This window comes from Thermosynechococcus sp. B3 (genome assembly GCF_030323045.1).
GTDB lineage: Bacteria > Cyanobacteriota > Cyanobacteriia > Thermosynechococcales > Thermosynechococcaceae > Thermosynechococcus.
In genome coordinates this window covers 317,826-334,421 of the sequence record NZ_CP097584.1, presented here as the reverse complement: position 1 = coordinate 334,421, position 16,596 = coordinate 317,826, and the positions used below count along the sequence as shown (strand labels likewise).

Sequence of the window (16,596 nt, the reverse complement as noted above, 5' to 3'; positions counted from 1 at the left end):
CTTGGCGAGAGGGAGACTTTGCAAAAAGGGCTGTATTGATCCTAGGGGGCAGCCTTGGGATGCGCAAGTGCCAACCCCCACAGGTTTTTAGGCTTTAGCCACGGCGTAGATCTTTGGCCATGGAGCGAAAGCGATCTAAGCTGGGATCACGGCGACGCCGTTCCTGTTCTTCTACTGGGGGCGTCACTACATCACTGACACTGGGTTCGGGTTTACCTTTGTTTTCTGCCTCTGGATTTACCTTTTCGATGGAGGAGACCAACTCCACCACTTCTACCTCTTCTTTGGCACCGCCGGTCGCAGGGAACGTTTTTTTCACGACCTTGGCGGTACGCATGTACTCAATGTTGCCGTAGGTCTTGGCTGCATCGGGATCGAGAAAAAAGTCTTTGCTGGGTTGGGCGTCAGCTTGCTTGCCCCGACGGAAAAGGCCATCAAAGAGTCCCATAGCGGAATTGTTACCTTTTGTGAAGAAACCGCTGATCAGTTTACAATAAAACCCTAAGGGGGGCTATCCAAAATTCCGCAAATGAGTGGCGATCGCTAACCCTAGTAGCAATTTTTGTCCCCTAGGTTTTCCAAGACCTGAATCCTCATGGTAGGTTAACGGTGGAAATGCCACAGGATGCAGGACCATGCACGCCAAAACCAAAGGGGAATCGCTCGTCCGCTTACTGGATGTGGGTAAGGCCTACCGTCAGCCCAACGGTCAGGTCATTAGCATTATGGAAAATATTAACCTTGAATTGCGCACGGGGGAAATTGTTGCGCTCCTAGGGCCATCGGGATCCGGTAAGTCAACCCTGATGCGCATTATTACGGGTTTGGTTGCGCCTACGTCTGGGCAGGTCTTGTACCGCGAGCAGCCAATGCAGGGCCTAAATCCGGGGGCGGCGATTGTCTTTCAAAGTTCGGCGCTCTATCCGTGGCTAACGGTTTTAGAAAATGTGGAATTGGGGCTAAAGGCTCTAGGAGAAGGCCCGCGATCGCGCCGCCGCAAGGCACTGCGGATGATTGACATTATTGGCTTGGATGGTTTTGAAAACGCCTACCCCAAGGAACTGTCGGGGGGGATGCGGCAGCGGGTGGGATTTGCCCGTGCCTTGGCGGTAGAACCCGAACTCCTGTGTATGGATGAGCCATTTTCCGCCTTGGACGTACTGACAGCAGAGAACCTGCGTTTTGAACTTCTCGATCTGTGGCTAGAGCATAAAATTCCTACCCAGAGTATTTTGATTGTCACCCACCACATTGAAGAAGCGGTCATTCTCGCCGATCGCATTATTGTTTTGGGGAGCAACCCCGGTCGCGTCCGCGCTGACTTTCCAGTGACATTGCCCCACTATCGCGATCGCAAGAACCCCGAGTTTCAAGCTACCGTGGATCGCATCTATAAAATTCTCACCAATCCCCATGTGGATGAATTGGAGCAACTGGAACCCAAGCCAGCTACCCTGCCCACGAGTCAAGAACCGCGTTATCCGCTGCTACCCCATGTGCGCATTGGCTCGATCGCCGGTCTATTGGAACTCTTAGAACACCGCAAAGAAGACCTCTACCGCATTGCCCAAGAGCTGCAACTGGAGCTAGATGATATTCTGCCCATTGTCGAAGCCGCCCAGATGATGGAACTGGTGGAACTCAAGGAGGGAGACATCAGCGTGACCCCGATTGGCAATGCCTTTATTCAGGGGGACATTGACCAGCGCAAGCTGATTATTCGCCAACAACTCCTCAAGCATATTCGCCTTGTGCAGCAAATCCACACTTTCCTAATGGCCAAGCAAAACCACCGCATTCCCGAAAGTTTGGTGCTGGATATTTTAGAGCGGCACTTTACGCCGCAGGAGGCCGATCGCCAGCTCAATACCGCCATTGACTGGGGACGCTACGCCGAACTCTTTAGCTACGACGAACCGGCCAAAGAAATTTTCCTTGAAGTCAGTGAACCCGAGGAGCCATTGCCCCTTGAAACGACAGCAGTCTGAGGGGAATTTCCTAATGGGTCTGCGCTTGGGTAAACTCCTCTAGCGCCTCCATCACATGGGTGGCATACATCAAGGCAGGGCCGCCATCCATGGCTACAGTCACCATGAGGGTTTCCATGATTTCTTCAGGGGTTGCGCCTGCATGCAAAGCAGCACGGGTGTGGAAGGCAATGCAGCCGTCACAGTGTTTGGCAACCCCAATGGCTAGGGCAATCAACTCTTTGGTTTTGGTATCAAGAGCACCGGGGGTTGACGAGGCCCGACTCAAGCTATAAAAGGCCTTCATGGCATCGGGCATCGCTGCCGTTAGCTTTGCCGTGTAGGATTTGATGTGGTTAATTTGCTCGGTGTACATCGCTGTTCTCAAACAATCGTGTTACGCCTATCATCGCCGCTGAAGGAGGCTACCCGCCCGAAACTTCAACGTTTTTTCTTCTTCATTAGTCTATTGGCAACTCCGCTTCGCTACATTACCGCGCCCTAACCCCCACCTGTGACGCGAGGATGGGGGAGTGCAGGCTAAACATGTTCGACGGTCACCGCCCTTGGTGATGAGCATCATCGGTTGCGGGTGAGAAACGCCACGGATGTTCTTAGTCAGCCCACCTAGGATAAGAGTATTCACCCCATAGGGGCTAGACAAAACTGTTCTCTCCATTCACACAAAGGACACCCAAATGCTGAATCAAAAAGGTTTACTCCTCGCCTGCCTCGCCGTTGCCCTCAGCCCCGCTGTGAGCCGTGCTGTACCTCTAGCTGCCACCCAGACCGTGCAATTGCAACCCCCAAGTAATGTACGGGTGCGCCCTACGATTATCGGCAAGATCAATAAATCTCCTTCTATCTCCTGCAATGAGATTGTGATTAATGCCACACTGCATCCTCCCGGCGGCTTTCCAGTGGGGGGTGCCACCGCTACTTTGTCCCCTGCTGGTAGTCATGGTTGCAGTTACAAAATTACCGTTCCGCCCGAGCTACTCGGTCAGAAGGTTCATCTCTGGGGAACGTTCAAGAGTCCCTCACCCCTGTTGTCAATTCAACCCGTGGGCTGGCAAAGTCCCATCTCTCTGCCTCAGCAATTAGGGATTTCCCAGAGCTATGACTTTGTTGCTAAGGAAACCGTGATTCATTAAGCCTAAATAAAGGAATTCTGAGAGCGCCACTAGGAGTGACTGGTTTCTAGCCAGTCAAAGATGCGGTCAAGCTGCTCAAGGCTCACCAAGCCATACTGCCAGAGAACAACGGGCAACAGATTCACCTGCTCATCGCAGTGCTTGAGGCCGAAGTCAATGGCAGCGGTGGGCAGTGCCATCTCCCGCTGTAGGAAGTCAATGAGTCGTGTCCAACGTGGCGTTTTCATGATTCCTATAACTACCACACCTTACCCTCTATCCTAGGGATTAATCTGAGAAAATGCAACATTTCGTTACAAAACCACAGAAAGTGAAATAATCAGCCTGCTATTTGGTATGATGCCTGCTATTTTCGGGGACACTCTCCCCAGAGACTTCCCCCACCAGAGGGAATTTATAGGGGGGATTGCCGAATCATTGGTCTTGGGAAAAACACCCTAAGTAAAGATACTCAACCGTAGCTCGTTATACTAAAGTCTGATGGGTGTTGTTCAAGCTCAGCCTAGAGAGAACAGCAGCCGAATCAGTTGTTTTACGGATGTGTTCATGACCCAAGCCACCGTTGCCAAACCCCCCATTGCCTGGCCTACGGCGACCTTTATTATTTTTGTGCACCTCGGTGCTCTTCTTGCGTTTTTACCCGGCATGTTTAGTTGGAAGGCAGTCCTGCTGGCGCTTGCACTTCACTGGTTGACTGCTGGCATTGGTATTACCCTTGGTTGGCACCGCCTCGTTACCCATCGCAGCTTCCAAGTGCCCAAGTGGTTAGAGTATTTCTTGGTCTTTTGCGGCACACTCTCAATGCAAGGGGGGCCGATTTGGTGGGTTGGGCTGCACCGCCATCACCATCTGTACTCCGATCAACCCAATGATCACCACGATTCCCGTAAGGGCTTTTGGTGGAGCCATATTGAATGGATGTTTCGTGAGGTGCCAGCGGAGGCAGAGATTCCCCGTTTCACCAAAGATATTGCGGATGATCCGGTGTATCAGTTTCTTGACAAGTCCTTTCTACCAATTCAGGTGGTCTTGGCCATTGTTCTTTACCTCTGGGGCGGTTGGCCGTTTGTGGTTTGGGGAATTTTTGTGCGCCTTGTAACGGTCTATCACACCACTTGGCTGGTGAATAGTGCCACCCATGCCTTTGGCTATCGCACGTTTGAAACCACGGATCACTCAACGAATTGCTGGTGGGTCGCCCTGTTAACCTTTGGCGAGGGTTGGCATAACAATCATCATGCTTATCAATACTCGGCACGCCATGGGTTGCAGTGGTGGGAACTGGATCTGACGTGGCTCACCATTCGCTTCTTGCAATTGCTGGGTTTGGCTACGAAGGTGCGTTTGGTAGAAGCACCAGCAGCCTCTTCCCAAGACTAGAGCGCAATGCGGGTTCTCATTCTCGGTTGCGGTTATACGGGAACGTGGTTGGCGCGATCGCTCCAAGCCCAAGGCATTGATGTGGTCATTACCAACCGTCGGGGAGAGCCGCCGCCAGAACTCAGCACTGTTCCCTGTTTTCCCTTTACATGGGAGCAGCAGGGGGAGCCAGTCCCCTTAGCACCAGCCGCCCTTGAGGGGGTAACCCACATCCTCAATAGTATTCCTCCTGATCGCCAAGGGGAGGATGCGGTTGCGCTGGCACTGTTGCCGCAGTTAGAGAAACTGAATCTGCACTGGTTTGGCTACCTTTCGACAACGGGGGTCTATGGCGATCGCCAAGGGGGCTGGGTAGATGAAACCACACCCGTCAATCCCCAAAATTTGCGTTCACAACACCGCGTCAGCATTGAGCAAACCTTTCTCAACTCCAATCTGCCCACCCATATCTTTCGACTCCCCGGCATCTATGGCCCCGGAGAAGGACGCAATCCCATTGCTCGTATTCTCAAGGGGGATGTGCAACTCATTGATAAACCGGGACACTACTTCTGCCGTATTCATGTGGTGGATATTGTCCAAACCCTTGAGCGATCGCTGGCACAACCCACGCCGCAGGAAATCTATAACCTCAGTGATGATCAACCCTCAGAGTCGCTCCCTGTTCTACTCGAGGCCTATCGTCTTTTGGGTCGCCCAGCCCCACCAGCCATCCCTTTAGAGGCAGCCAATCTGAGTCCAATGGCCCAGTCCTTTTGGCGCGAATCCCGCCGAGTCCGCAATGACAAAATCAAGCGGGTTTTAGGCGTTCAGCTCCGCTATCCTTCCTACCGCGAGGGGTTACTAGCGATCGCCCGCGAATTAGGTCTTTGAGACGGCCTGCCATCCCCTGTTAGAAATAGGCACCTTTAATACCTAAGGATTCGGTCGCCGTCGCTGGAGAAACTCAGGAATGTCTAACTTCGGCTTGGCTTCAACCTCTGGTTGTGGTGCAGGGGCTTCCGGGGGAGGCGATGCCATCGTTAGGGGGCGGTTCGTTAGGGGTGTCGTTTTGGTTGTGGCACGAGTGCGGCTAATGGGTTCACCACTAAAGCCAGTGGCAATAACGGTGACTTGAACTTCCCCTTGCATTTGGGGATCAATCACCGCACCGAAAATGATATTGGCGTTAGCATCGGCCACATTGTAGATCACCTCGGCAGCGGCATTGACCTCATGGAGGGTGAGATCTGTGCCCCCCGTAATATTGAAGACAACGCCCTTGGCACCCTCAATCGACCCCTCCAGTAGGGGCGAAGAAATTGCACTGACGGCAGCTTCCGTAGCTCGTGACTTGCCAGAGGCAATACCAATACCCATCATGGCAGAACCGGCATCAGCCATCACCGAACGAATATCGGCGAAATCAACGTTAATCAGCCCCGGCAGGTTAATAATGTCGGAAATCCCCTGAACCCCTTGGCGCAGGACATCATCGGCCACTCGAAACGCATCCTGAACCGATGTTTGCTCCGAAATCACTGAGAGAATCTTGTCATTCGGGATCACGATGAGAGTGTCAACACGACTTTGCAGGGCTTCGATTCCTTCATCCGCTTGGCTAGCGCGACGGCGACCCTCAAAGGTAAAGGGGCGGGTTACCACTGCAACAGTTAGGGCGCCCTGTTCCTTGGCCACTTCAGCCACAATTGGGGCAGCGCCAGTGCCGGTACCGCCACCCATGCCGCAGGTAATGAAAATCAAATCGGCATCCTTGAGTGCCGCAGCAAGGTCTTCGCGGGATTCTTCAGCCGCTTTTTGACCAATGGCGGGGTTGCCACCGGCGCCGAGACCACGGGTGAGTTTCTGGCCAATTTGCAGGCAGCGGTGAGCCTGGGATTGGGCGATCGCCTGCGCATCAGTATTGACGCACCAAAATTCAACACCCGCCACATTACTGGCAATCATGCGGTTGACTGCGTTGCCACCGCCCCCACCGACACCAATCACTTTGATGCGCGCTGCTGAAGTTTCCACCAAGCTGTCATAACTCCTTAACACATCGGTTGGTGCGCCATGGCCATTGTCGCCAGATGCAATGCCTACCTCTCCCGAAACAAAGGAGGCGGGGACTTCAGAGGGAACAGGTTCCGTAGGCCACTGTTGATCTGACTCCATAACGCAACTGTCTTCACCCATGATAAATATGGGGCAACTATATCATGAACTCTAGCAAAGGCATCGGCAACACCCCACAAAATAATCCTTAAACCTAACTCAGGGGAGAGCGGGCTTTGGCCAACAGACCGTGCTTGGGGGCAAAAATCATCGCCAGCAAAAAAATCACTGTTTGCAGAACAACAATACAACCCCCCGTTGACGCATCGAGATAGTAACTGATGTAGGTTCCCAATAAACTGCCAAGGCCACCCACTGCCAAGGCAATGAGTACCATGATGCCAAAGCGATCGCTCAGCAAATAGGCCGTTGCCCCCGGTGTAATTAGCATCGCCACGACGAGAATAATGCCCACGGTTTGCAGGGCAGCGACAGTGGTGAGGGATAGCAACGCCAGCAGGAGATAGTACAGCAGCGTTGTATTTAGGCCAATGGTGCGGGCATGGGTCGGGTCAAAGCAAAAGAGGATCAAATCCCGATGCAATAGGGCGATCGTGATCAGTGTCATGAGGCTCACAATCACTGTTTGCCAGAGGTCGCGATCGCTAATCCCCAAGACATTTCCAAAGAGGATATGCATCAGGTCAACACTGCTGGCAGTCTTCGAGAGCAGCACCAACCCCAAGGCAAAAAAGCCCGTAAACACCAAGCCAATGACCGTATCCTCCTTCACCCGTGTCTGCCGTTGAATAAAGCCAATGAGGGTCACGGCCATCAAACCAAAAACAAAGGCACCTAAGGCAAAGGGCAGCCCCAGCCAATAGGCCAAGATCACACCGGGTAGCACTGCATGGGACACCGCATCCCCCATCAAGGCCCAGCCCTTTAGGGTTAAAAAACAGGACAATACCGCACAAACGCAGCCCACAAGGGTGCTCACCCCTAGTGCCTTGACCATAAATGTGTGTTGCAGCGGCTCTAGTAGCCAAGTGTTCATCCTCTGTCCTCTATCTTGAAAAGTATGATTATGATAAGGTGCTGCCAGTACAGTCGGAGTGCAGTTCTTGTGGATGGCAGTCTTTTACTGAACCCTTGGTGGATAGGTATTTTGCTCAACACCTTCCTTGGAGCGATCGCCCTCCTTGCGCGGCAGAAGTTACTGACCGCGGCGGGACTTTTCCATGCGTGGCTCCTCGGCGTACTGATTTGGGGCACCTTAGGCTGGCAGGGCTATCTGATTGTCATGGTTTATTTCCTTGTCGGTTCAGCCGTCACCCGCATCGGCATGGCCGAAAAAGAGGCCGCAGGCATTGCTGAAAAACGCTCCGGGGCGCGCGGGCCAGAGAATGTCTGGGGATCAGCCTTTACAGGCACCCTCTGTGCACTCCTTGCTCTCCTGCTGCCCCAATGGCGGGAGTTATTTTTGGTGGGGTTTGTGGCCAGTTTTAGCACCAAGCTCTCAGATACCTGTGCCAGTGAAGTGGGCAAAGCCTATGGCCAGCGCACCTTCCTCATCACCACATTACAACCGGTGCCCCGCGGGACAGAGGGAGCGGTGAGTTTAGAGGGAACACTGGCCGGTCTAATTGGTGCCACCGTGATTGCTGTGCTAGGCTGGAGTGTGGACTTGATGGGGGCGATCGCCATCCCCATTTGTATTCTTGCTGCTTTCCTAGCCAACCTTGTGGAGAGTCTGGTGGGAGCTACCCTTCAGGAACGCTACACTTGGCTGAGTAATGAAATCGTTAACGGCATCAACACAACGGTGGGAGCTTTCGTGGCAATGGTAGCCGTTTTTATCGCTTCGTAAGCGTTGTAAGCGGGCTGTTAGTGACCTAGGGATTTACCTCATTTGATTTATTGACATTTATCAAATTTTTCAGGTATGAACAAAGTTTTAGACTGGCTTGACTCATTGCTAATTCAAAACTCATTTCAAAGAGAGGTTCGTCGCTGGTTTCGAGATAAAGGCGATAGTACCTTGCGGCTTGATTATCCACTTGATGCAGAGAGCATTGTCCTAGATGTGGGGGGATATAAAGGAGACTTTACTGCTCTCATTCATGAGAAATTCAATTGTCGAGTATTTGTTTTTGAACCGGTTTCAGTCTTCTATCATATTTGTAAGAAACGGTTTGCTGGTAATGCAAAGATTATTGTCCTGAATTATGGACTGTCCAACGTCGATGAAATTTCCCAAATTCACATAGCTGAGGAATCGTCAAGTTTTTATAAAAGAAATTCAAAAACATCAGAGGAAATAGCTCAACTACGAAACTGTGCTACTGTTTTCAAGGAGCTTGGTATCGAAAAAGTAGATTTGATGAAAATTAACATTGAAGGAGGAGAGTATAATTTAGTGAAAAAGCTCATCGATTCTGATTTAATAGAAAAGATAAAATATCTTCAGATTCAGTTTCATAATTTTGTTGAGAACTCAGAACAAAAGCGTCAGAATTTGCGCTTTAAGTTAACAAGAACTCATATTGAAATGTGGAATTATGAATTTGTTTGGGAAAGCTGGCGCCTAAAGAGCATTTGAGTTTTAACCTAGAAAATCATGCAATGACAAAGCAAGGATTAACTGGTCTTTTTGTCTATCCTGATATTCCCACAACCGTATTTTTTGATCCGAATGGATCTCCAGACGGGCTAACACAGCCTTGGGTTGCCCTGCGGGAGGGGTTTTGTGCCCAAGGCGTTGAACTTGTCGGCCTCGATCAATGCTGTAATGACCCCGATTTTGAACTCCATCTTAATGTTCAAGCTCCCCGCTCTAAGTCTCCAAAGTTTGTAATTCTCACTGAACATCCCTTGATCTATCCAGCCAATGGGCAGCGGTTCTTATTGCGTCGCTATCAAAGTGTGTTTACTTGGAACCCTGACCTAGCTATCAAGCAGGCTCAGCAAATTCAACTGCCTCACCCCTTCAAGGTAACAGGTGGTGTAGATGGCTATGGGCAACGTCCTCAGTTGGTTGTTTTAATCAACAGTAATAAGGCTTTGGCTTGGTGGGCTCCGTATCAAGATCTCTACCGCGAGCGGGTCAGAGCTATTCGCTGGTTTGAACGTCATGCACCACAGGACTTTGCCCTTTATGGTCACGGTTGGAATCATTCAGCCCGACAGCCCGTGGTAGGAGAGATCATTCACGCCTTAGAAAAAAGGTGGATTCACAGACCATTGCCCCCGTTTCCGTCTTGGCGGGGCATTGCGCCCACAAAGAGTGAAGTGTTACGACAGTCCCGCTTCTCAATTGTCTATGAGAACGCGATTTTTCGTGGTTACATCACAGAGAAAATTTTTGATGCCTTTTGCGCCGGGAACGTGCCGATCTACTGGGGGGCACCAGACATTACCGACTACATTCCTAAGGCTTGTTTTATTGACCGTAGAGAGTTTTCTTCCTACGACTCTTTGTACGATTTTCTCAAGACGATGCCAGAAGAGATCTATAAAGGCTACCAGCAAGCGATTTGGAATTTTCTGCACTCTCCTCAAGCACAGCGGTTTTCTATTGCTCACTTTGTGCAGACCATCGTTCACGGCATTTTGGATCAAGTCAACGCTAGTCATAAACACTCGGAATAATGATCTTTGTCAATCTTATCGGTGGCCTTGGCAATCAGATGTTCCAGTATGCTTTAGGAAGGGCTTTGTCTATGACTAGGGGAGTGCCCTTGCGCTTGGATATTTCGGATTTTGAAAGCTACCAGCTTCATCAAGGGTTTGAACTACATCGTGTATTTTGCTGTGAGGCTCCGATTGCTTCTCTTGAGGATTTGAAGTCTGTTTTGGGGTGGTGGGGGGTGCCAACAATCAGAAGAGCGATCGCCAACCTGCAACTTTCAGCGCTATGTAAGGGGCGACTGATTCTTGAACCTCACTATCACTATTGGGAACAAATTCACTCTATCCCCAGCACTGCCTACCTTCAGGGTTACTGGCAATCAGAAAAATACTTTAGCGAAATTGCTGACGTTCTACGGGAAGATTTCAAGTTTAGGCAACCCTTGTCAGAAATAAATGCTCAATGGGCAGATAAAATTACCCAGTGTCATTCAATTAGTCTCCATATTCGTCGTGGAGACTATGTTTCAAATCCTATGACCCATAAAGTTCATGGCGTCTGTCAGCTTGACTATTACTATCGAGCCATTGAATATATCACGTCACTTATAGATGATCCTGTATTCTTTGTTTTTTCAGACGAAGCTGAATGGGCAAAATCAAACTTGAAAACTTCTTATCCAATTTTTTATGTAGAAAATAATACTGCTCAAGAGAGCTACAATGATATGCGCCTCATGAGTCTATGTCGTCATCATATTATTGCCAACAGTACGTTTAGTTGGTGGGGAGCTTGGCTAAATAATAGCCCTGAAAAAATTGTAATTGCTCCTCAAAAATGGTTCGCTACCTCTGATAAAGATGATTCGGATTTAATTCCAAAGACTTGGATTAGAATTTGAGATGATTTAGTTATTGTTAATGATGAATATACACAACAGTCCGACTATTTCAGTTATTTTACCAGTTTTTAATTCTGGCCAATATATTGAATTAGCTATAAATTCTATTCTTAATCAATCCTTTAATGATTTTGAACTCATTGTTATTGATGATGGTTCTTCGGATAACTCCTTTGAAATTTTATCAGATTATGCAAAACTTGATGCTCGTATTCATTTAATTCGTCGGGATAATCAAGGTTTGATTTATACACTGAATCAAGCAATTGAACTTGCTAAGGGTCAATATATCGCTAGAATGGATGCAGATGATTTGACTTTACCTAACAGGTTAGAAAGTCAACTTGAATTTCTAGAAAAAAATAAATTACATCTTTGTGGCTCATCTGTTCAGCTCATTGGGTCAGCGATTGGTTCTTGGCACTATCCTCCTTCCCATGAAGGTTGCGAAATTGAATTGTTATTTGGTGTACCTTTTGCCCATCCATCTGTAATGGGTCACTCCAGTGTTTTCAAAGAACTGAGGTACTCCTCTGAGTGGTCACTGGTGGAAGATTATGATCTCTGGCAGCGGGCATGGGCGGCAGGGTTCAAGATGGGAAATGTCCCAGAGGTGCTTCTGCAGTACCGAGTACATCGCAAACAAACCTCCAGCCTTTATCGTCGGCAGCAAGCTCAAAATAGTCAACGGATTCGTTCGCGCCACTGGCAACAACTACTGAGTGCCAAGCTAGGAATTTCACCAACTGAGGCTCAAGAAGCAGAGAAAGACTTGTGGAAAACATTCCAACTCCTGCGGCAGTTAAAGCAATGTTATAAAGGAACAGAAGCAGAAAAAATTCTCCACCATGCATTCCCGCGCCTTTGTTCTCACCGTTTTCATAGTTGGGTTTTAGATAGAACAAGCTAGTTGAGTAGCTCAAGACCACATTTCTGGAGTGATTATGTTTTTTAGTGTCGTAATTCCTACCTATAATCGCTTGCCCATTCTAGAAAAGTGTCTTCGCGCGATCGCCCATCAAACGTGGAATCCAGACTTAGGCATTGAGGGCTATGAGGTCATTATTGTTGACGATGGCTCAACAGACAACACCATTGAGTGGCTTGAGGCACATCGTGAAGCGTTTCCCTGTGTCCGCTGGCTTCAACAGGAACATCTTGGCCCTGCGGCTGCCCGTAACTTGGGGCTTCAGGTGGCTCAGGGGGACTGGATTATTTTTATCGATAGTGATTTGGTAGTGACGGAAACGTTTTTAGAAGCCCATGGGAAGTGCTTAACCCAAGAAAAAGAACGTCTTGGCATTGAGGATATTACTCAGGTTCCTGCTTTTTCCTATGGCCGTGTGATTAATACCTGTAACTTTGAAGACCCCACCTCAGAACCCTACAAAATCATTGATTTTTCAGCCGCCTATTTTGCAACGGGGAATGTGGCGATCGCCCGCCATTGGTTGGAAAAAGCAGGCCTCTTTGATACCCAGTTTCAGCTCTACGGCTGGGAAGATTTAGAACTAGGGGTGCGCCTCAAGAAATTGGGTTTGCGATTACTGAAGTGCCCCGAAGCCGTTGGCTACCACTGGCATCCCCCCTTTTCCCTCAGTCAAGTGCCCACCCTGATTCAGAAAGAGATTGAAAGGGGACGAATGGGGGTCTTGTTCTATAAAAAGCATCCCATTTGGGAAGTGAAGCTCATGATTCAAATGACGCCCTTTCACTATTTCCTTTGGGCCATCCTATCCCTCGGCGGCATTCTCAATGAAAAAACACTGGCGCCCCTGTTGCAATGGCTGATTAACATCGGTCGCCCTCAAGATGCCTTGGAAGTGGCTCGCATCTTTTTGAACTGGTATAATGTGCGGGCAGTCTATTCAGCCTATCAAGAGCAAACACCGCAGCAGCAGCATTGAGCTTTCGTGGGAGCTATGTCAACCCTGTCTCCAGAGCTAAAAGCCCGTTTGGCAACGCCATTGCAGATTGGCTCTGTTACGGTCAATAGTCGGGTCTTGCAGTCCCCGTTGGCCGGGGTAACTGATTTGGTGTTTCGGCGATTGGTGCGCCGTTATGCCCCCGACTCAATGATGTACACGGAGATGGTCAGTGCTTCGGGGTTGCACTATCTGAAAACATTGCCCCGGATCATGGAAGTGGATGCCAATGAGCACCCCATTAGTATTCAGCTTTTTGACTGTCGCCCTGATTTTCTAGCAGAAGCAGCGATAAAGGCAGTGGCTGAAGGGGCGGATACGGTAGATATCAATATGGGCTGCCCCGTGAATAAAATTACGAAGAATGGCGGTGGTTCTTCGCTGCTGCGGGATGTGCAAACGGCAGCAACAATTGTGCGGACGGTCTCCAAGGCGGTGCCTGTGCCGGTTACGGTCAAAACCCGCATTGGTTGGAGCGATCAGGAGATTAATATCCTTGACTTTGCCAAGGCGATGGAAGATGCTGGCGCGGCAATGATTACGGTTCATGGGCGGACCCGTGCCCAAGGCTTTAATGGCCCAGCCCGCTGGGAGTGGATTGCGCGGGTGAAGGAGCGCGTCAGTATTCCCGTGATTGCCAATGGCGATATTTTCTCGGTGGAAGCGGCAGTGCGCTGCTTGGAGCAAACCGGCGCAGATGGTGTGATGTGCTCGCGGGGAACGATGGGTTATCCCTTCTTGGTGGGGGAAATTGATCACTTTTTGAAAACCGGGGAATTGCGGCCTGCGCCAACGGTGGTTGAACGTCTGCACTGTGCGCGGGATCATCTCATTGCCCTCTGGGAATACAAGGGGGAACGGGGGATTTGCCAAGCGCGTAAACATTTGACGTGGTACGCTAAGGGCTTTGCTGATGCCGCAGAACTGCGCAGTGAATTGTGTCGCATTGAAACCCTAGAGGCTGGTTTAGCCCTGCTGGATGTAGCAATTGAGCGGTTGCAAAATGCCCAAGAAATGAGGGCGATCGCGGCCTAAAGCAATGAACAGAATGCTTTACTTTTTGCAAAAATCAGCCCCTAGATTATAGGGAGTATAATGAAAGTGTAGGCGTGAGCAGGCCGAAAAAGAGTGATGAGGCTTGGCCTACAAAAAGTTCATTTGCATTTCTCGTTTGATCGCAATCGCTTAATCTCTTGCGTATTTTCTAGCATTTGCAGTTAGCAGGTTCTTGCTGGTTTGAAGGGGCGATCGCTATTGGTGAAGGGCGATCGCGAGAAATTGCTGTACACTTGATGAGGAACATTGATTATGAACTGTACACGCTACACAGAATTGCCCGAAGCGGCATGGCGAGAATTTACGGGTGGTGATTGGGTCGATCGCATTGATGTGCGCGACTTTATTCAACGCAACTATACCCCCTACGCTGGGGATGCCTCCTTCCTCACAGGCGCTAGCGATCGCACCCAACAACTATGGGCAAAAGTGCGCGATCTGATGGCACTAGAGCGCGAAAAAGGCGTCCTTGATGCCGATACCAGTATCCCCTCTTCGATTACAGCCCACGCACCGGGCTACATTGATCGCGAGTTAGAGCAAATCGTTGGCCTGCAAACCGATCAGCCCCTGAAACGGGCGATTATGCCCTTTGGTGGCATTCGCGTTGTTGAAACCTCCCTCAAGGCCTACGGCTACGAATTGGATCCGCGCACGAAGGAAATCTTCACCAAATATCGCAAAACCCATAACGATGGCGTCTTTGATGCCTACACCCCCGAAATGCGCCGCTGTCGTAAATCGGGGATCATTACGGGACTGCCGGATGCCTATGGCCGCGGTCGGATTATTGGTGACTATCGCCGCGTGGCTCTCTATGGGGTAGATCGCTTGATTGCCGACAAACAGGCACAGCAGGCTTCCCTAGAACTGGATGTCATGGACGACGAAACCATCCGCCTACGGGAAGAACTCTCAGAGCAAATCAAAGCCCTCAATGAACTCAAGGAAATGGCCGCCAGCTATGGCTTTGATATTTCGCGGCCAGCGGCCAATGGCAAAGAGGCGATTCAGTGGCTTTATTTTGGCTACCTTGCGGCTGTCAAAGAACAAAACGGCGCCGCCATGTCCCTTGGGCGGGTCTCCACCTTCCTCGACATTTACTTTGAACGGGATTTGCGCCACGGCACAGCCACAGAAGCTGAAATCCAAGAATGGATTGACCACTTTGTGATGAAACTGCGGATGGTGCGCTTCCTGCGGACGCCGGAATACAATGAACTCTTCTCTGGCGATCCCACATGGGTCACGGAATCCATTGGTGGCATGGGTCTTGATGGTCGCCCATTGGTGACGAAAACCAGCTTCCGTATTCTGAATACGCTCTATACCCTTGGGCCTGCCCCCGAACCCAACTTGACGGTGCTGTGGTCGGAAAACTTGCCAGAGGCCTTCAAACGCTTCTGCGCCCAAGTTTCCATTGACACCAGTTCGATCCAATACGAAAACGATGACTTGATGCGTCCCTACTGGGGCGATGACTACGCGATCGCCTGCTGTGTCTCGGCGATGCGGGTCGGCAAACAAATGCAATTCTTTGGGGCACGGGTGAATTTAGCCAAAGCCCTGCTCTACGCAATCAATGGCGGTCGGGATGAAGTCTCTGGCCAGCAAGTGGCACCGATGTTTGCGCCGATTACGGGCGACACCCTGAAGTGGGAAGAAGTCCTACCCCGTTTTGAGCAGATGATGGCTTGGTTGGCGAAGGTGTATGTCAATACCCTCAACGTCATCCACTACATGCACGATAAGTACTGCTACGAGCGGCTGGAGATGGCGCTCCACGATCGCGATGTCTTTCGCACCATGGCCTGTGGTGTGGCGGGTCTATCGGTGGTGGCGGATGCCCTCTCGGCCATTAAGTACGCCGAGGTGAAAGTGATCCGCAATGCCGAGGGCTTAGCGGTGGACTACGAGATTAAGGGTGATTTTCCGAAGTACGGCAACAACGACGATCGCGTGGATAGTCTCGCGGTGTGGGTCGTGGAAACCTTCATGAATGAAATCCGCAAACACAAAACCTACCGCAATGCCGTGCCTACGCAGTCAATCCTGACGATTACCTCCAACGTCGTCTATGGCAAGAAAACCGGCAATACTCCCGATGGCCGCAAAGCCGGTGAACCCTTTGCACCGGGCGCTAACCCCATGCACGGTCGCGATACGAAAGGGGCGATCGCCTCACTGGCATCCGTGGCCAAGTTGCCCTATGTCCATGCCCAAGATGGCATCTCCAACACGTTCTCCATCGTGCCCAGTGCCCTTGGCAAGACACGGGAGGATCAAATCAGCAACTTGGTGAATCTGCTGGATGGCTACATCCACGACCAAGGCTTCCACATCAACGTCAACGTGCTTAACCGCGAAATGTTGTTGGATGCCATGGATCACCCTGAACTGTACCCCCAACTCACCATCCGGGTGTCGGGCTATGCGGTGAACTTTATCAAACTCACCCGCGAACAACAGTTGGATGTGATTAACCGCACCTTCCATGAACGCTTTTAGGCTCATCTTTAGGCTCTTTAAGCGAACTGCCGCCTAG

The 16,596-nt window shown here is 50.4% G+C and carries 17 protein-coding genes; 12 read left to right on the top strand and 5 right to left on the bottom strand.

Features of this window, described 5'->3' with window-relative positions:
- Positions 1–94: 94 nt before the first annotated feature.
- Positions 95–448 (bottom strand): hypothetical protein, encoded by a 354-nt coding sequence (locus M0646_RS01625; RefSeq protein WP_149817561.1) that lies wholly within the window; start codon positions 446–448, stop codon positions 95–97.
- A gap of 187 nt (positions 449–635) precedes the next feature.
- On the opposite strand from M0646_RS01625, the gene M0646_RS01620 reads away from it, so the two are divergent.
- The gene (locus M0646_RS01620) at positions 636–1,988 is read left to right on the top strand and encodes an AAA-associated domain-containing protein (RefSeq protein WP_149817559.1); all 1,353 of its coding nucleotides are present in this window, start codon (positions 636–638) and stop codon (positions 1,986–1,988) included.
- Between the two features lie 10 nt (positions 1,989–1,998).
- On the opposite strand, the gene M0646_RS01615 is transcribed toward M0646_RS01620, so the two are convergent.
- On the bottom strand, positions 1,999–2,343 hold the full coding sequence (locus tag M0646_RS01615) for a carboxymuconolactone decarboxylase family protein (protein WP_149817557.1): 345 nt from the start codon (positions 2,341–2,343) through the stop codon (positions 1,999–2,001).
- 322 nt (positions 2,344–2,665) lie between these two features.
- On the opposite strand from M0646_RS01615, the gene M0646_RS01610 reads away from it, so the two are divergent.
- A complete protein-coding gene (locus M0646_RS01610) occupies positions 2,666–3,121 on the top strand; it encodes a hypothetical protein (protein ID WP_149817555.1) in 456 nt (151 codons plus the stop codon).
- Between the two features lie 29 nt (positions 3,122–3,150).
- Here the strand turns inward: M0646_RS01610 and M0646_RS01605 are convergent, their stop codons facing one another.
- A complete protein-coding gene (locus M0646_RS01605; protein WP_190278154.1) occupies positions 3,151–3,348 on the bottom strand; it encodes a DUF2949 domain-containing protein in 198 nt (65 codons plus the stop codon).
- A gap of 319 nt (positions 3,349–3,667) precedes the next feature.
- On the opposite strand from M0646_RS01605, the gene M0646_RS01600 reads away from it, so the two are divergent.
- On the top strand, positions 3,668–4,501 hold the full coding sequence (locus M0646_RS01600) for a fatty acid desaturase (protein ID WP_190278153.1): 834 nt from the start codon (positions 3,668–3,670) through the stop codon (positions 4,499–4,501).
- A 6-nt stretch (positions 4,502–4,507) separates the two neighbouring features.
- On the top strand, positions 4,508–5,374 hold the full coding sequence (locus M0646_RS01595) for an SDR family oxidoreductase (protein WP_149817549.1): 867 nt from the start codon (positions 4,508–4,510) through the stop codon (positions 5,372–5,374).
- A gap of 42 nt (positions 5,375–5,416) precedes the next feature.
- Here M0646_RS01595 and ftsZ read toward each other — a convergent pair whose 3' ends face one another.
- Positions 5,417–6,679 carry a cell division protein FtsZ gene (gene ftsZ / locus M0646_RS01590; protein WP_149817547.1) on the bottom strand — a complete coding sequence of 421 codons (1,263 nt, stop codon included), beginning with the start codon at positions 6,677–6,679 and terminating at the stop codon, positions 5,417–5,419.
- A 73-nt stretch (positions 6,680–6,752) separates the two neighbouring features.
- A complete protein-coding gene (locus tag M0646_RS01585; protein ID WP_149817545.1) occupies positions 6,753–7,595 on the bottom strand; it encodes a metal ABC transporter permease in 843 nt (280 codons plus the stop codon).
- A gap of 69 nt (positions 7,596–7,664) precedes the next feature.
- Here M0646_RS01585 and M0646_RS01580 point away from each other — a divergent pair, with 69 nt between their 5' ends.
- The 8 genes from M0646_RS01580 to pflB all read left to right on the top strand — a co-directional run bounded on the left by M0646_RS01580 (position 7,665) and on the right by pflB (position 16,559).
- Positions 7,665–8,408, top strand: a complete 744-nt coding sequence (locus M0646_RS01580; protein ID WP_226971982.1) for a TIGR00297 family protein — start codon at positions 7,665–7,667, stop codon at positions 8,406–8,408.
- Between the two features lie 75 nt (positions 8,409–8,483).
- Positions 8,484–9,140: an FkbM family methyltransferase gene (locus tag M0646_RS01575; RefSeq protein WP_286649797.1), complete on the top strand. Its 657-nt coding sequence runs from the start codon at positions 8,484–8,486 to the stop codon at positions 9,138–9,140.
- Positions 9,110–10,189, top strand: a complete 1,080-nt coding sequence (locus tag M0646_RS01570; RefSeq protein ID WP_286649796.1) for a glycosyltransferase family 10 domain-containing protein — start codon at positions 9,110–9,112, stop codon at positions 10,187–10,189. Before M0646_RS01575 ends, M0646_RS01570 begins: the two co-directional genes overlap by 31 nt.
- The gene (locus M0646_RS01565; protein ID WP_286626299.1) at positions 10,189–11,070 is read left to right on the top strand and encodes an alpha-1,2-fucosyltransferase; all 882 of its coding nucleotides are present in this window, start codon (positions 10,189–10,191) and stop codon (positions 11,068–11,070) included. Before M0646_RS01570 ends, M0646_RS01565 begins: the two co-directional genes overlap by 1 nt.
- A 19-nt stretch (positions 11,071–11,089) precedes the next feature.
- A complete protein-coding gene (locus tag M0646_RS01560; protein ID WP_286649795.1) occupies positions 11,090–11,980 on the top strand; it encodes a glycosyltransferase in 891 nt (296 codons plus the stop codon).
- A gap of 34 nt (positions 11,981–12,014) precedes the next feature.
- Positions 12,015–12,977: a glycosyltransferase family 2 protein gene (locus M0646_RS01555; RefSeq protein ID WP_286626297.1), complete on the top strand. Its 963-nt coding sequence runs from the start codon at positions 12,015–12,017 to the stop codon at positions 12,975–12,977.
- Positions 12,978–12,992: 15 nt separating this feature from the next.
- Positions 12,993–14,030: a tRNA dihydrouridine synthase DusB gene (dusB, locus tag M0646_RS01550; RefSeq protein WP_286626296.1), complete on the top strand. Its 1,038-nt coding sequence runs from the start codon at positions 12,993–12,995 to the stop codon at positions 14,028–14,030.
- A gap of 273 nt (positions 14,031–14,303) precedes the next feature.
- Positions 14,304–16,559 (top strand): formate C-acetyltransferase, encoded by a 2,256-nt coding sequence (pflB, locus tag M0646_RS01545; protein ID WP_286626295.1) that lies wholly within the window; start codon positions 14,304–14,306, stop codon positions 16,557–16,559.
- The last annotated feature ends 37 nt before the right edge of the window (positions 16,560–16,596 follow it).